The sequence below is a fragment of the Bradyrhizobium sediminis genome, from assembly GCF_018736085.1.
Classification (GTDB): domain Bacteria; phylum Pseudomonadota; class Alphaproteobacteria; order Rhizobiales; family Xanthobacteraceae; genus Bradyrhizobium; species Bradyrhizobium sediminis.
In genome coordinates this window covers 4,754,989-4,769,760 of record NZ_CP076134.1, presented here as the reverse complement: position 1 = coordinate 4,769,760, position 14,772 = coordinate 4,754,989, and the positions used below count along the sequence as shown (strand labels likewise).

The window sequence follows — 14,772 nt, the reverse complement described above, 5'->3', positions numbered from 1 at the left end:
GACCGCGTGGCGAGGCGTGGACCGGATATTGCTATGACGATCGCGCAACATAGACGGATCGAGAAAAGCGCGTGGACGCATGACAGAATCAATCGTTTCCCGGCGCGATCGTCCTGCGCCTGGCAATTCCGGCACAGCGGGGCTGTCCGGAGTGTCCGCATTTGAGACATTTTTCGAATTCGTCGCCGCGGCCGCCAGGCGCGATAGCGGCGCTGCTGCGGGATGCGAGCGGCCGGTCAAATTGAGACGGTTGTGTCGCGACTTCGCGGCGTGATCCCGTCCCGAGACATGCTGAACGAACCATCGAACGAAAGCCAAGCACGCGCCATGACCCGGATTGCCAGACTGCAGGACGCCAGCCGATGGAGGCCCCGGACATGACGCCGGACGCCCCCCGCGCGTTGGCTGCGGCATCGCCTGGGCTCGATCGCTCGATTCCGATCGTGGTCTGCATCCCCTGTTTCCGTCGTCCGCAGCATCTGCGGCTGACGCTGGAGTCGCTCGCCGGCCAGCGCACCGATCGCCGTTTCGCGGTCGTCATCGTCGACAACGATGCCGCCGGCTGCGAGAGCGCGCCGGTCGCTGCCGAATTCCTGCGGGCCGGCAAGTTTGCGGGCTTGTGCGTGATCGAGCCGCGGCAGGGCAATTGCCATGCGATCAATGCCGCGTTCGAGACCGCGCGCGCGACGTTTCCCGGTGCGGCCCATTTCCTGATGATCGACGACGACGAGATCGCCTCGAGGGACTGGCTCGAGCTGATGGTGCGCAGCGCCGAAGCCACCGGCGCCGATCTGGTCGGCGGGCCGGTGCAGCCCAATTTCGACGATCACAGCAAGCGCGGGCTCGGCCGCCATCCTGCCTTTCGTCCGGCCTACGATTACAGCGGTACGGTGCCGATCATCTACGGCTGCGGCAATTGCCTGATCACGCGCGCGGTATTCGAGCGGCTCGGCGATCCCGCCTTCGACGTCAGGTTCAATTTCCTCGGCGGTGGCGATACCGACTTCTTCGTGCGCTGCCGCCAGGCCGGCATGAAATTCCACTGGGCCGCGGAAGCCGTGATCACCGAGACCGTGCCGCCGAGCCGGACCAACCCCGGATGGCTTGCGCTACGCGGCCTGCGTATCGGCGCGATCAACTATCACATCGAGGTCAAGGCGGCGCGAACGCCGTGGGCGCGCCTGGGAGTGCTGGCCAAGATGCTGGCGATGCTGCCGTTGTCGCTGTTCCGCGCCGGCCGCATGGTGCTATCGGGGCAAAAGGTGCTGATTGCGCTGCATCCGGTGACGGTGGCTGCCGGCAGCGCGCTGGCGGCGATCGGCATCGAACCGCATCAGTACAAGGCCTCGAAGATCGTTTCCTGAGCGCAGCAATGCGTCATTCCGGGATGGTCCGCAGGACCAGACCTCAGGTGCGCAATTGCGCACCGGGGAATCTCGAGGTTCCGGGTTCGCTCGTTTCACTCGCGCCCCGGAACGACGGCCAGTTGCGCACGGACCGCCTGCGCCACGTCCAGCCACCAGCCGTCGAAATCGAACGGCGCCTGCACCGACGGCCATTTCAGCGCGGCAGCAATCCTGTCGGCGTAGACTTCGTCCTCGGATCCCCGCGCCACCAGCACGATGGCGCCGCGGTCGATCAATTCCTTGAAGCGCGGGTGATGATCGAATTCGTCGGGCAAAGCAGGGCCGGTGACGATCAGCGGCCGGCCGGACTGCACGCAGGTGAGAATGCTGGAACGCCGCGCGGTGAGGCCCTCATCGAGGGGATAGCAGAATGCGTCGATCTCGCTGAACAGGCCGAACACTTCATGGTCGGACGCGACGTAGCCGCTGACGATGACATCGTCGATGATACCGAGTTCGGCGGCACGGGCATAAAAGTCGTCCTCCACGGTGTCGACGCCGCGAATGAACGATCCGACATAGACGATCAGGGGATCTAGCCCGCGCTCCTTCAGGATCGCGCCGATCTGAAGCAGGGCATTGGGCTGCTTGCCCGGATAGATCGATCCGAAATGGCCGATCACCAGCCGTCCCTGTTCCCGCGCGGCGGCCAGCCGCTGCCGCAGCTTGGAATCGGCGATGCCCGCCGGGGCCTCGATGTTCGGCGGCAGCGGCGCCAGTATGCATTTTCGCAGCGTCCAGCCGACCACGGGGTCGTCGGCGAGTTCGCGGCGCACCAGCGGCGAGAACATCAGGATGGTATCGGCGAGCAGCAGCGCCGGAATGTAGGTGATGCGGCGCAGCCAGTGCAGCCCGCCCCACTCGTGCTGAACCAGGACGACGCGCCGCCGCCGCAGCCGCGCGATGGCCAACGCCAGCAGCGGCCGGAATATCACGCGCTTCCAGGCCACGATCGGGAAGTTGCACACCACGCTCCGCGCCGATCCGACCGCCCGCCAGATGTCGGCGGCCGTTCCCTCCGACCGCGTCAGGGTTAACGATCCGCAACTGCCGGGAGCGAGCTTTTCGATCGCGTCCTGGAGCAGGCGCGTGAAGTGGCCGACGCCGCATTGCATTTGCGGCCCCGCTCCGAGAAAGAGCGCCTGGTAGGCTGGTTCTGAAGTCATCTTGCCGCGGCCGCGCCTTTCTCGAATATCCGCGTTAGCCATACATCGCAGACCTTATCTTACCGTAAGCGGGCGGCCGCGCCTCGGCACCCTTCTTGCCAGATAAAGCGCGAAGGATACCCGGCCGTCTCATAACGGGACATTGGGCGGTGACGGCATTTCCGGATTTCGAGACAGAGTCGGCAGGAGCGATACGATGGCCAGAGACAGGGTTTTCACGAACTGGGACGACACCCATTCACTGCTCTGGGAGCGGCAGCCGATCCGGCTCGCCCATGGACTGCACAAGTCGCCGCTGTTTTCCACCGACAGGCTTGCCGAATTGATCGAGCGTTATCCGCGCGAACATTACAGCCTGGTGCAAACCGGCGCGAAGGAATCCCGTCGGCTGTGGCGCGAGGGCGAGATCGGCAATCTCAGTGGCCGCCAGGTGATGGACGCGATCGCCGGCGGCGGCCTCTGGCTCAATCTGCGCAATGTCTCCGGCGTCGACAGCGCTTACCGCACCATGCTCGACGACATGTTCGCGGAGATCGCGGCCAACGTTCCCGGTTTCCAGGCGCCGAAATACCAGGCCGGCATTCTGATCTCCTCGCCGGACGCGCAGGTCTATTATCACTCCGATCTGCCGGGACAGGGTCTGATCCAGATCGCGGGACGCAAGCGCGTCTATGTCTATCCCAATTCCCCTCCATTCCTCAAACCGGAGCATCTCGAAGACATCGCCCTGTTCGATGTCGAGGTCGATATACCCTACGCCCCCTGGTACGACGCGCATGCGCAGGTGCTCGACCTCGAGCCCGGCCAGATGTTGAGCTGGCCGCTGAACGCGCCGCATCGCGTCGAAAATCTCGGGACCGTGAACATCTCGATGACGGTGTCGTATGTGAATGACGAAATCCGGCGCACCGACATCGTCAACCTCGCCAACGGCCTGCTGCGCCACCGCTTCGGCTATCAGCCGAAAAGCCGCAACCTGCGCGGCCCGTCTTTCTTCGCCAAGGCGGTGCTGCAAAAGCTGCTGCGCGACAGCAGCTGGGTCAAGCGCGAGCGCAGCGCGCGCCGTCCGATCGACTTCCGGCTCGATGCCGCGCAGCCCGGCAGGATCGTCGATCTGCCGAAGGCGGCGTGAAGACAGACCGGCAATGACCGTATTGACGGCAACAGGCGGAAAACCCGGGGCGCGCGCGATGGCGCGCGCAGCTGGATTTCGCGTCGAATTCGCATCCGACTGGAAACAGGCCGCGTCGCGCTGGAGCGATGTCAGCCCGCCGACGCCGTTCCAGGACAGCCAGTGGCTCGATGCATGGTACCGGGCTTTTGCCGGGCTCGACGATGTCGAGCCGCTGCTGGCCATGGTCTCGGATGCCGTCACCGGCGAACGGGCCGCATTGCTGCCGCTCGTCCGCCGCCTGCAGAAGGGCATCCGGATCGTCGAGTTCGCCGATCTCGATCTCACCGACTACAACGCGCCGCTGCTTGGCCCAGCCGCCCCGCGCGACGCCAAGGCGGCGCGCGCGATGTGGCGCGACCTGAAAGCCGCGCTGCGGCGGATGCCTGGTGGCGCCGATCTCATTCGGCTGCGCAAGATGCCGCTCGATCTCGCGGGCCAGCCCAATCCACTGGCGTTGCTCGATGGCGCCGGCTCCTGTTCGCTGAACGGCAACATCGTCACGACCGGCGACGACTATGATGCCTGGCGTTTTCAGCTCGGGCGCACCGTGCGCAAGGAATTGGAGCGAAGCTGGCGGGTGTTCACGCGCGATCCCGCCGCCGGATTCAGGATCGTTGCCGACAAGGACGACGCCTTGCGGATTCTCGCCGTCACCGAGGCCCAGCAGGGCGCGCGGATGCAGCAGCTCGGGCTGAATTTCATCCTCAACAACGAGACCTGCGCCGCGTTCTACCGCAACCTGATCAATGACGGCATCGGCAGCGGCTTTACCGTGGTCTCGGCGCTGACGTCAGGCGACGAGGTGGTGGCGACGCTGCTCGGCGTTCGCGTCGGGCCGCGCTACGTGATGGTGCGCATCAGCAATGCCGGCGAGAAATGGTCGAACTGTTCGCCGGGCCGGCTGATCATCGAGCGCACCATGGCGGCGCTGCATGGGGACGGCGTCCGCGAGGTCGATTTCAGCATCGGCAATTACGCCTACAAGCGCCGCTTCGGCGTGGCGCCGATTGCACTGGCCGATCTGTCGGCCGCCCTGAGCTGGCGCGGATTGCCCTACGCTCTGCGCGACCGCGTCGCACGCGAGCTGCGCAACTATCCGCGGCTCACGGCCATTATCAAGCGCGCGCTCGGCAAACCGCCCTCGCACTAAGAGGGTTGATTCCCGTATCGGGCCGTCGTTCCGCCGAGCAGATAGGGCGGCATTCCGGGAACGAAATGCCGCCCCGCGTCGCATCAGCCATGCAGTTTCTTCGCGGTCTCCGCGATCGCGCGTCCGCGCTTGATGTCGTCCGAGGCGCCGGCTTCGCGCGCGCCCTCGGCGACGGCGTTCGCCATCGCTTCGATGTGACCATAGGCGGAATAATAGAGAACGAGAACTTTTGTCATTGGGGGCTTCCGTGAGCGTTGTGATTGTTGCGAAGGCAAAGGAACATCGTCATGGCCGGGCTTGACCCGGCCATCCATCTTCTTCGCAAGACTTTCTCGAAGAGGGATGGATGCGCGGGTCACCTGGCGCGAAGACGCGCTTCGCGCTCTTGCCCGCGCATGACGAGTGGCGTGTTGGGTTGTCTCCGCGCCTTACGCCGCGTCGACCAGCACCAGCTCCGAATCTTCCAGCGCGGTGATCGTCAGTTTCGCTTCGTTTGATATCGCGACGCCGTCGCGGGCGTTGACCCGCACGCCGTTGATCTCGATCGCACCCGCGGCCGGCACCAGATAGAGGTTGCGCGCTCTATCGGGCGCATATTCCGCGCTCTCGCCGGCCTTCAGCGTGGTGGCGAGCACCCGCGCGTCGGCGCGGATCGGCAGCGCATTGTTGTCGGCGGCAAAACCGCTGGCGATGGTGACGAATTTTCCCGAGCGATCCGCCTTCGGAAACGGTTTCGCGCCCCAGGTCGGCTGACCGCCTTGCGCCTTCGGTTCGATCCAGATCTGGAAGATCTTGGTCTTGGTCGGCTCCAGATTGTATTCGGAATGACGCACGCCGCTTCCGGCGCTCATCACCTGCACGTCGCCGGCTTCGGTGCGGCCCTTGTTGCCGAGGCTGTCCTGATGGGTGATCGCGCCTTCGCGGACATAGGTGATGATCTCCATGTTGGCGTGGGGATGGGCGGGAAAGCCGGTGTTCGGCGCGATCTCGTCATCGTTCCACACCCGCAGCGAGCCATGGCCCATATTGCTCGGGTCATAGTAGCTCGCGAACGAGAAATGGTGCTTGGCCTTCAGCCAGCCGTGGTCGGCGCCGCCGAGTTTTGCAAAGGGTCTGAGTTCGATCATGGGATATTTCCTTGGCTTCAATTCCGTTGGCGTCTGGATATGCCCTTCCGGGTAGATTAGAAATAGAAACTGTCGAAACATATTGTTTCCAGAATTGTCCTAATCGGGTGGCGCAGATGGCAAGACTTCCGGACTTTGAAGGCCTCGCGATTTTCGCAAAAGTCGTGGAATTACGGTCGTTTGCGGCGGCCGCCACCGAACTGGCGCTGTCGAAGGCCACCGTGTCCAAGGCGGTCACCCGGCTGGAGGCGCGGCTTGGCGCCCGGCTGTTCAACCGTACCTCGCGGCGGCTCGCACTGACCGATGCCGGGCAAAAACTGTCCGAGCGCGCCGCGCGGCTGCTGCTCGACGGCGAGGCGGTGGAGAACGAGGCGCTGGCGCAGTCGGTGGCGCCGCGCGGGCTGGTGCGGTTCGCGGTACCGATGACGTTCGGGCTGAAAGCGGTGGCGCCGATCCTGCCGGAGTTTCTCAAGGAATATCCCGATGTCGCGATCGATCTTCACCTCAGTGACGCCATGGTCGACCTGATCGGCGAGGGCTTCGACGCGGGCTTGCGGATCGCGAGCCTGCCGGATTCCTCGCTGGTCGCGCGGCGGCTCTGCGCGATGCCGCGCTACACGGTGGCCTCGCCGGAATATCTCAGGCGCCATGGCCGGCCGACCCATCCGATGCATCTCGCCCAGCACAAATGCCTCGGCTATGCCTATCTCTCCACACCCGGTGTCTGGCACTACACCAATGCCGCAGGCGAGCAGGCCAGCGTGCGCCCCGCCGGACCGCTGCGCGTCAACAATGGCGAGGCGCTGATGCCGGCGCTTTTGGCAGGGCTCGGCATCGCCGACCTGCCGGACTTCATCGTCGGCGACGCCATTGCCTCGGGCGAGGTCGAGGTGATCCTGAAAGACTGGAAGCAGGCCGAAGGCGCCGTGCATCTGGTGATGCCATCCGGCGGCCCGCGTCCCGTGCGCGTCGAAGTGCTGGCGGATTTTCTCGCCAGGCGTTTTGCCAGGGGTAGGAAAAAGTAACTTCGTAGGGTGGGCAAAGGCGCATCTGCGCCGTGCCCACCACCTTTGGTGATATGATACATGCGCTATGCCGCAATACATACGAGCAAGGTTCAAGGGCAGCGTCTTCTTTTTTACGGTCGTTCTCGCCGAACGGCCGAGCAATCTTCTGATCGATGAGATCGGACGCCTCCGGCAAAGCTATCGAATCGTTCAAGAAAGCCGACCGTTCGAGACTGTTGCAGTCTGCGTCCTGCCCGATCATGTTCACTGCATTTGGGCCTTGCCGGAAGGGGATTCAGATTTCTCGATTCGGTGGGGCCTGATCAAGAGTGGTTTTTCACGAGGGCTCGATCCGGCCCTCGCGCGATCCGAAAGCAAGGTCGCCAAACGGGAAAAAGGCATCTGGCAGCGCCGCTATTGGGAGCACGCAATTCGCGATGATGCGGATCTCGCGCGTCATGTCGACTACATTCATTTCAATCCGGTGAAACATGGCTACGTTACGCGCGTAGCCGATTGGCCGCACAGTAGCTTCCATCGCTATGTTGGCCGCGGGTTGCTCGCAGCAGACTGGGGCGGGGACATGAAGGATATTCAGGGCTCGTTCGGTGAATGAATGGTGGGCACGGCGCGAAGAGCGCCTTGTCCGTAGCGGGTGAAGTTGTCGTATTTTTGTAGCTCGTGATCTGTCGCCTTCGTTATTGAGTTTCGGAGGAGCCGGAAGGCGTGGACGGTTCCGCCGGTTTGGTCATGCCATGGATATTGGTGGCAGGTTAGCCCCTCGGGTTGGTTTCTTTGTTTGACTTGAAGCCCGTTTCTCCGCCCCGACCCGCGCTATCTCGACGGCGGCGCGCGCAGGAGCGGTCAAGGACGCGCACTTGCGCGCCCGTAAGGGCTTGTCCTTGACGGCTCCGAGCACGCTGCCAGGCTGAGGCGCGTCGGGGCTGATCTGCTGTCCATCGGCGGCAAACCTCGCCAATCGGTGCGGGCCAAGGAACACGCCCACGGTGCCATCGGGATACCCGTGAACCCGCACCACGGCCTTGACGAAGTGGGGCCTGAGCCGGCTCTCCGGCAACTGCAGCCGCCGGCCGCTCCATGCGATCGTGTTGTCGTTGGCGACGGTTCGCTCTTCGATCACGCACAGCGCTTCGCGCCAGGCCTCGTGCCGGTCGGCTACGAACGCCGTGCCTTGCTGTTCGGCCACGATCGCAAACGCCGCATTATGCTCGGCGATGTAATGCGCCTTCAACCACGCATTGGCGGCCTCGACCGTCCTGATCCCGGCGAGCCGCAGATCCTTCGGCAGCCGGCCCTGCAGCGTGCCGAACACCCGCTCTGAACGCCCGCGCGCCTGCGGCGAATAGGCCGCGATATGCTCGATCCCAAGATGCGATAAAGCCCGTCCCACCTGGGTTTGTTGCGTCTTCGAGACCTTCGCGCCGGCCTTCGGGGTGTAGAAGTAATGGCTGCCGCGATCGGTGTAGAGCGCGCAGAACAGACCACGCTCGCCAATCACCTCGCCCAAGGCCCGGAACGTCGACGCCGTCCCTTCTTCCTCGACCAGCAGCATCGAGTAGATCTCGCTCGTCGCATCGTCCATCGTGACGATCAGGTCCATCGCCGGCAGACCTTCGATCCAGACGTGGCGCGACCCGTCCTGGTGAAGCAGCATGCCCCGAAGCGGCCGGCGCGGACGCTTCTTGCGGTGCGCCGAACGCTTCGGCGCCTTCTGCACCAAGCCCGCAGCATGCAAGGCCAGCTTCGTCACCGTGTAGCCCAGCACATAGCCATGTCGCTTTTGCAGCTGCTCGTGGAAGTGCTTCACCGTGAAATCGGCGTACTTGTCCCGGAACAGCCCCAGCATCCGCTCCAGCTCTTCCTCCGGCGCACGCCTCGGTGATCGCCGGCCCATGCGCCGGTCGACCAGCCCGTCATCGCCCTCCGCCTCAAAGCGTTCCGCCCAACGTTGGAACGTCCGCACGTTGATCCCCAGAAGCTCAGACGCCGCCTCCTGCGTCAGCTCCTTCGCCTCAGTCCGATCCAGCAAACTCGAAAACCGCATCCGTCGTACACCCTCGTGAATGGATGCCGTGCCCATCGTGCCCCCTTTGTTCCGGGGCACCAAAAACACGACACTTCACGAGCTACAAACAGGCGACAGATCACGAGCTACTGACACGGCGCGAAGAGCGCCTTTGCCCACCCTACGGGTTTCGGCTACGCTGCCTCCAACAACCAAAACAAAATCTCCGGGGAGAAGCCACCAATGAACCGCCGCGAACTCTTGAAGGCCGCCGCTGTGCTGCCGCTGGCGCAAGCCGCGTTCTCAAACACCGCCCTCGCGCAAAGTCCGTATCCGTCGCGCAATATCACCATGATCGTGCCGTTCCCGGCCGGCGGCCAGGCCGATCTCGCCGCAAGGCCGGTGGCGCTGGCGCTGGAGAAAATCCTCGGCAAGCCCGTCATCGTCGACAACCGCGCCGGCGGCGGCGGCGGTTCGGTCGGCAATGCGGCGGCGGCGCGCGCCGAGCCCGATGGCTACACGCTGTTGATGACGCTGTCGTCGCTGGCGGTATTGCCGGAAGCCGACCGGCTGTTCGACCGCCCGGTGGCCTACGAAGTCTCGCAATTCGCGCCGGTGGCGCGCGTGCTCGCCGATCCGACGCTGCTCGCAGTGCCGGCATCGGCGCCGTGGAAGACGCTGCAGGACTTCGTCGACGACGCCAGGAAACGTCCCGGCCAGATTCCCTATGGCTCGTCCGGTCCCTACGGCACGCTGCATGTGGCGATGGAGATGTTCGCCGCCTCTGCCGGCATCAAGCTGTTGCACGTGCCGTTTCGCGGCGCCGGCCCCGCATTGACCGCGCTCCTGGGCGGCACGGTGCAGGCGATGGCATCGGCGCCGGGCACGCTGAAGCAGCAGGTCGATGACGGCAAGATGCGCGTGCTGGCGAACTGGGGCGCAGAGCGGATCCCGAGTTTTCCGAACCTGCCGACCTTCAGGGAACTCGGCTACAAGGATGTCGAATTCTACATCTGGGCCGGACTGTTCGCGCAGAGTGCGCTGCCGGCGCCGATCATGACGCGGCTGCGCGAGGCGATGGCGCAAGCGGTGAAGGCGCCGGAGGTTGTAAAGACCTTCGAAACCGCGGGCAGTCCGGTCGCCTACATGGATGCGCCGGAATTCGCAAAATTCGTCGCCGCGGATTCGGCGCGCCTGATCGCGGCGGTGAAGAAGATCGGCAAGGTCGGGTAGGGGGGCACTCGTCATTCCGGGATGGTCCGAAGGACCAGACCCGGAATCTCGAGATTCCGGGTTCGATGCTGCGCATCGCCCCGGAATGACGGGAGGCCACTACCCCGGCGTCTGACACACGTCGACCCATTCGGCTTTCACAAGTTCGGCCATCCGGGCCGGCGGGATGCGTACTGCGCTGTGGGTCGAGCCCGCGGCCGGCACCACCTCGTCGAACGCCTGCAGCGACACGTCGCAATAGACCGGCAGCGGTGTCTTCAGGCCGAACGGACAGACGCCGCCGACTTCATGGCCGGTGATGTCGGCGACCTCCTCCAGCCCGAGCATCTTGGGCTTGCCGCCGAACAACGCCTTGACCTTCCTGTTGTCCATGCGCGAGGTGCCGGCGGCCACGATCAGCACCACCCGCTCGCCGATCCGCAAGGACAGCGTTTTCGCGATTCGGCCCGGCTCGACGCCATAGGCTTCGGCGGCGAGCGCCACCGTCGCCGAACTCACAGGCGATTCGATCACGGCGATCTCGGGGGCTCTTTCGGCGAAGAACGCGCGGACGGATTCAAGGCTCATGGGCGGCCTCAGATCCCCAGCAGCTTCCGCGCGTTGGCCTTCAGCACTTTCGGCCTGATGTCGTCGCGGATGTCGAGCTTTGAGAAGTCCGCCATCCAGCGGTCCGGCGTGATCACCGGCCAGTCCGAGCCGAACAGCATTTTGTCCTGCAAAATGCTGTTGATGTAGCGCACCAGGACCGGCGGGAAGTATTTCGGCGACCAGCCGGAGAGGTCGATATAGACGTTCGGCTTGTGGGTCGCGACCGACAGCGCTTCTTCCTGCCAGGGGAACGACGGATGCGCGAGGATGATCTTGAGGTCGGGGAAATCCGCCGCCACGTCGTCCATGTACATCGGGTTGGAATATTTCAGCCGCATTCCCATGCCGCCGGGCATGCCGGAGCCGACGCCGGTCTGGCCGGTATGAAACAGCGCGATCGCGCCGCCGTCGTTGATGGCTTCATACAGCGGATAGGCCATGCGGTCGTTGGCGTAGAAGCCCTGCATCGTCGGATGGAACTTGAAGCCCCTGACGCCGTACTCCTCGATCAGCTTCTTGGCCTCGCGCACGCCGAGCTTGCCCTTGTGCGGATCGATGCTGGCGAACGGAATCAGCACGTCTGAATTCTCGGCGGCGATTTCCAGCATTTCGTAATTGTTGTAGCGGCGGAATCCGGTCTCGCGTTCGGCGTCGACCGGAAAGATCACCGCGGCGATCTTCTTGGAACGGTAATAGGCCGCGGTTTCCGCAACCGTCGGCGGGTGCTTGTTCGGCGACTTGAAGTAGTCGGCCATCTTCTCCTGGAAGTCGTCATAGCCGTCGTCGCCATGCATGCCGCAGGGCTCTTCGGCATGGGTGTGGATGTCGATCGCCACGACCTCGTCGATATTGGGCAGCTTCAGTTTGGACATCTTGTTTTCCCCGGCTGGGCCGCTTGATTTTACACTCCGGCGAATTGATTATACTATATAACGAATTCCGCAAGGCGGCATGACAAGACGGCATGACAAGATAGCGGATACGGGAGGGACGGCATGGCGCAAGCGGAAGCCTTCGAGACCGATTTCTGGAAACACGCCAATCTGCGCAAGGTCTGGGACGACATCATCCCCGGCGAGCCGCGCAAGACCATCCCCTACACGCTGACCAGGGAAGCGATCGAACTGTACTGCAAATCGGTCGGCGAGGACCACCCGATCTATTTCGACGAGGAATATGCCAGGACCACCCGCTATGGCGGACTGATCGCGCCGCCGTCGATCCACATCCTCCTGATGTTTTCCTGCACGCCTGCCGACGACTGGATGCGCTCGCCGGGCACCGTCAATGCCGGGCAGTCCTGGAGCTACAACATTCCGGCGCGCCCCAACGACCTCATCCGGCTCGAGGCGCGCGCGCTCGACAAGTTCATCAAGCGCGAGCGGCTGTTCGTGGTCCACGACAACGTCTTCTTCAACCAGCACGGCGAAGTGATCTGCTCCGGCCGCGGCTGGACCATCCGGCCGCAATGACGGGCGAGCGAGTGAAATCATGACAGCAACGTTTGAAAGCCTGAACGCCGGCGACACCATCGACGGGCCGAAATTCGCGGTCAGCCGCGAATCCATCCGCCTGTTCTGCGACGGCTCGCTCGACTACAACCCGCTGCATCTCGACGACGACTACATGAAGGGCAATTTCGGCAAGACCAATTTCGGCGGCATCATCATGCACGGCATGAACAATTTCGGGCTGATCACCCGGATGCTCACCGACTGGGCCTATCCGGCGGGCGCGATCCATCGCCGCCTGGAGACCCGCTGGGTCAAGCCGGTCAGGCCGGGCGACACCATCCAGCCCACCGGAATCGTGAAATCGAAGCAGGTAACCGCCAATTCGCGCTGGGTCCTGATCGACGTCATGGTGCGCAACCAGACCGGCGAGAAGGTCGCGACGGGGGAGGCGATGGTGGAGTTTCCGAACTGACGGGGCGGCATGGGCCGTGTTCACCTCGAATCCCGGGCACATATCCAAGGCGTTACCAACAAGCCGCAATGCCTGGTCGCAGGGCCACTAATGCGCGGAATTTACTGGCGCTTGCAGCGGCATAGCGGACATGGCCGGACTTGCTATTGTAGGGACTCGGTCGCGAATGACCCGAAACGGACATTGGCGGTGCCTCGTGCGATCGGTAAGCTCACCAAATTACATTTATCTTTTTCAGGAGGCGGACCATGCCAACTCAGCAGGATGTATCCGATCACTACACGCATGGAGGCTTGGCTGCTGCAATCCGCGGTGGGATCGAGTCCCTCGGCAAAACCATCAATTCCGTGACCGTCGATGATCTCGCTCCTGTTGATGAGTTCCATATCGGGGGCCGTCAGGCATCCGAAGATTTTCTCGGTCAACTCGACCTCTCCCCGGAAAAGCATGTACTCGATGTAGGATGTGGCCTTGGGGGAGCTGCGCGCTTTGTTGCCAACCGGTATGGGTGTCGGGTGACTGGAATTGATCTGACACCCGAATATGTGGAGACCGCAAAGGTCCTGTGCAGGTGGGTCGGGCTGGACAACAGTATTTCACTGCATCAAGGCAGCGCGCTTGCAATGCCGTTTGCTGATCGCGCTTTCGACCGAGCATACATGCTGCATGTAGGCATGAATATCGACGACAAAGCAAAACTTTGTTCGGAGGTTGGCCGTGTGCTGCGATCAAACGCACTTTTCGGGATTTATGACGTCATGAAGGTTGGCGATGGTGAGCTTACGTATCCTGTTCCGTGGGCAACAACGGCAACGTCAAGTGCGGTGGCGAAGCCTGCTCAATACCGTGAGGCGCTGCAAGCGGCCGGTTTTTCGGTCATTGCCGAACGTAACCGGCGTGATTTCGCGCTTGCGTTCTTTGGTCAACTACGCGCCAGAACCGCGGCAGCGGGTGGCCCACCACCTCTTGGGCTTCATATCTTGATGGGCCGGAACACACCGGACAAGGTGCAAAATATGATCCAGAACATATCCAATGGCCGCATCGCACCAGTCGAGTTGATCGCTCGGAAAGCGTGACACGCGGAACTCGCGCACTAACGTCCGCTTGTGGCACGAACCGGACCAACCGGGCCGGTCTAGCGATGTCCGTTCATAGGGGTAGACCGGAAGTGGCCGGCAGAGGGTCAAAACGACGCGAATGTGAAGGTTTTCGGACATGGGGCCATGTCCGACTTCAGTCCGTGATGCGCACCAAAGCGGACGTCCGCCGTCCCCTCCAAGTTTATGGGTTCACGCCCTAGCTAGTTGGCCCGTCGCAGCGCGCCCGAACGAATCCTCTGGTTCATAGTACGTGGGGCCGCCCGAAGGCGGCCCCGAAGGATCAGGCGGTTTCGCCTGCCGGCACGTCGGCCTCTTCGACCTTCGGCTTGCGAATGACGATCTCCGCGCCGTTGAGCGGGAGGTAATCGAGCTTCACGTTGAAGCCCCAACCGTCGGCGTGCACCCAGGCTCCTCCTATCGGCTGCCAAAAACTGCGCTCACCGTTCTTGGTCACGGCGTAAACCCGGTGGCTCGGGCGGTTGGTTGGGCTGCTCATTTGATGTTCCTTCGTACTTGGTTTGAAAGCCATGCACCTTGCGCGGCTTCGTGGGGCACAAAGGCCCGCGCGGAAAAGCGGCGCGTTCAAAGGCTGCCCGCAGGGCACCGCGAAGCGGCGCGGAGTTGGCAGGGAGCCGAAGGCGACTGAAACGAGCGGCCTTGAAGGCGATGCGCGCGCGGGCATAAACCCCATAAATTCAAAGCCGCTGATGCTGGCTTTCTGATCGAAAGGAATGTCAAGGGAATGAGCGACCAACGCCCTTAACCGCCGCCGAAAACCTGGGAAGCGCGCCGAAGCGCCTGGCATTGCGATTAACGCGGTGTGCTCAGGGAGCTGCAACAAGTGTAGAAATCATCCAACGATTATC

General features: G+C 63.2%; 15 protein-coding genes and 1 pseudogene. 9 read left to right on the top strand and 7 right to left on the bottom strand.

Going from position 1 to position 14,772, the window contains the following annotated elements:
- Positions 1-377: 377 nt before the first annotated feature.
- The gene (locus KMZ29_RS22940) at positions 378-1,364 is read left to right on the top strand and encodes a glycosyltransferase family 2 protein (RefSeq protein ID WP_249779766.1); all 987 of its coding nucleotides are present in this window, start codon (positions 378-380) and stop codon (positions 1,362-1,364) included.
- A gap of 95 nt (positions 1,365-1,459) precedes the next feature.
- On the opposite strand, the gene KMZ29_RS22935 is transcribed toward KMZ29_RS22940, so the two are convergent.
- A complete protein-coding gene (locus KMZ29_RS22935; protein WP_215621334.1) occupies positions 1,460-2,572 on the bottom strand; it encodes a glycosyltransferase family protein in 1,113 nt (370 codons plus the stop codon).
- Positions 2,573-2,768: 196 nt separating this feature from the next.
- On the opposite strand from KMZ29_RS22935, the gene KMZ29_RS22930 reads away from it, so the two are divergent.
- Entirely contained in the window at positions 2,769-3,704 is a 936-nt protein-coding gene (locus KMZ29_RS22930) for a cupin-like domain-containing protein (RefSeq protein WP_215621333.1), read from the top strand.
- 58 nt (positions 3,705-3,762) lie between these two features.
- Entirely contained in the window at positions 3,763-4,896 is a 1,134-nt protein-coding gene (locus KMZ29_RS22925; RefSeq protein ID WP_249779765.1) for a GNAT family N-acetyltransferase, read from the top strand.
- A gap of 98 nt (positions 4,897-4,994) precedes the next feature.
- On the opposite strand, the pseudogene KMZ29_RS22920 reads toward KMZ29_RS22925, so the two are convergent.
- Positions 4,995-5,132: pseudogene (locus KMZ29_RS22920) on the bottom strand (flavodoxin domain-containing protein); the annotation flags it as partial.
- 192 nt (positions 5,133-5,324) lie between these two features.
- On the bottom strand, positions 5,325-6,023 hold the full coding sequence (locus KMZ29_RS22915) for a pirin family protein (protein WP_215621331.1): 699 nt from the start codon (positions 6,021-6,023) through the stop codon (positions 5,325-5,327).
- A gap of 116 nt (positions 6,024-6,139) precedes the next feature.
- Here KMZ29_RS22915 and KMZ29_RS22910 point away from each other — a divergent pair, with 116 nt between their 5' ends.
- Positions 6,140-7,048: a LysR family transcriptional regulator gene (locus KMZ29_RS22910; RefSeq protein WP_215621330.1), complete on the top strand. Its 909-nt coding sequence runs from the start codon at positions 6,140-6,142 to the stop codon at positions 7,046-7,048.
- 67 nt (positions 7,049-7,115) lie between these two features.
- Positions 7,116-7,646 carry an REP-associated tyrosine transposase gene (locus KMZ29_RS22905; protein ID WP_215621329.1) on the top strand — a complete coding sequence of 177 codons (531 nt, stop codon included), beginning with the start codon at positions 7,116-7,118 and terminating at the stop codon, positions 7,644-7,646.
- A 132-nt stretch (positions 7,647-7,778) separates the two neighbouring features.
- On the opposite strand, the gene KMZ29_RS22900 is transcribed toward KMZ29_RS22905, so the two are convergent.
- A complete protein-coding gene (locus tag KMZ29_RS22900) occupies positions 7,779-9,095 on the bottom strand; it encodes an ISNCY family transposase (RefSeq protein WP_215620016.1) in 1,317 nt (438 codons plus the stop codon).
- A gap of 204 nt (positions 9,096-9,299) precedes the next feature.
- Here KMZ29_RS22900 and KMZ29_RS22895 point away from each other — a divergent pair, with 204 nt between their 5' ends.
- Positions 9,300-10,289: a tripartite tricarboxylate transporter substrate binding protein gene (locus tag KMZ29_RS22895; RefSeq protein ID WP_215621328.1), complete on the top strand. Its 990-nt coding sequence runs from the start codon at positions 9,300-9,302 to the stop codon at positions 10,287-10,289.
- Positions 10,290-10,388: 99 nt separating this feature from the next.
- On the opposite strand, the gene KMZ29_RS22890 is transcribed toward KMZ29_RS22895, so the two are convergent.
- Positions 10,389-10,856 carry a YbaK/EbsC family protein gene (locus KMZ29_RS22890; RefSeq protein WP_215621327.1) on the bottom strand — a complete coding sequence of 156 codons (468 nt, stop codon included), beginning with the start codon at positions 10,854-10,856 and terminating at the stop codon, positions 10,389-10,391.
- An 8-nt stretch (positions 10,857-10,864) separates the two neighbouring features.
- On the bottom strand, positions 10,865-11,749 hold the full coding sequence (locus KMZ29_RS22885; RefSeq protein WP_215621326.1) for an amidohydrolase family protein: 885 nt from the start codon (positions 11,747-11,749) through the stop codon (positions 10,865-10,867).
- Between the two features lie 123 nt (positions 11,750-11,872).
- Between KMZ29_RS22885 and KMZ29_RS22880 the strand changes: the two genes are divergently transcribed.
- The 3 genes from KMZ29_RS22880 (at position 11,873) to KMZ29_RS22870 (ending at position 13,882) form a co-directional block, all read left to right on the top strand.
- The gene (locus KMZ29_RS22880; RefSeq protein WP_215621325.1) at positions 11,873-12,349 is read left to right on the top strand and encodes a MaoC family dehydratase; all 477 of its coding nucleotides are present in this window, start codon (positions 11,873-11,875) and stop codon (positions 12,347-12,349) included.
- Positions 12,350-12,368: 19 nt separating this feature from the next.
- Entirely contained in the window at positions 12,369-12,803 is a 435-nt protein-coding gene (locus KMZ29_RS22875; RefSeq protein ID WP_215621324.1) for a MaoC family dehydratase, read from the top strand.
- Between the two features lie 248 nt (positions 12,804-13,051).
- The gene (locus KMZ29_RS22870; RefSeq protein WP_215621323.1) at positions 13,052-13,882 is read left to right on the top strand and encodes a class I SAM-dependent methyltransferase; all 831 of its coding nucleotides are present in this window, start codon (positions 13,052-13,054) and stop codon (positions 13,880-13,882) included.
- A gap of 304 nt (positions 13,883-14,186) precedes the next feature.
- Here KMZ29_RS22870 and KMZ29_RS22865 read toward each other — a convergent pair whose 3' ends face one another.
- Entirely contained in the window at positions 14,187-14,402 is a 216-nt protein-coding gene (locus tag KMZ29_RS22865; RefSeq protein WP_215621322.1) for a hypothetical protein, read from the bottom strand.
- Between the last annotated feature and the right edge of the window lie 370 nt (positions 14,403-14,772).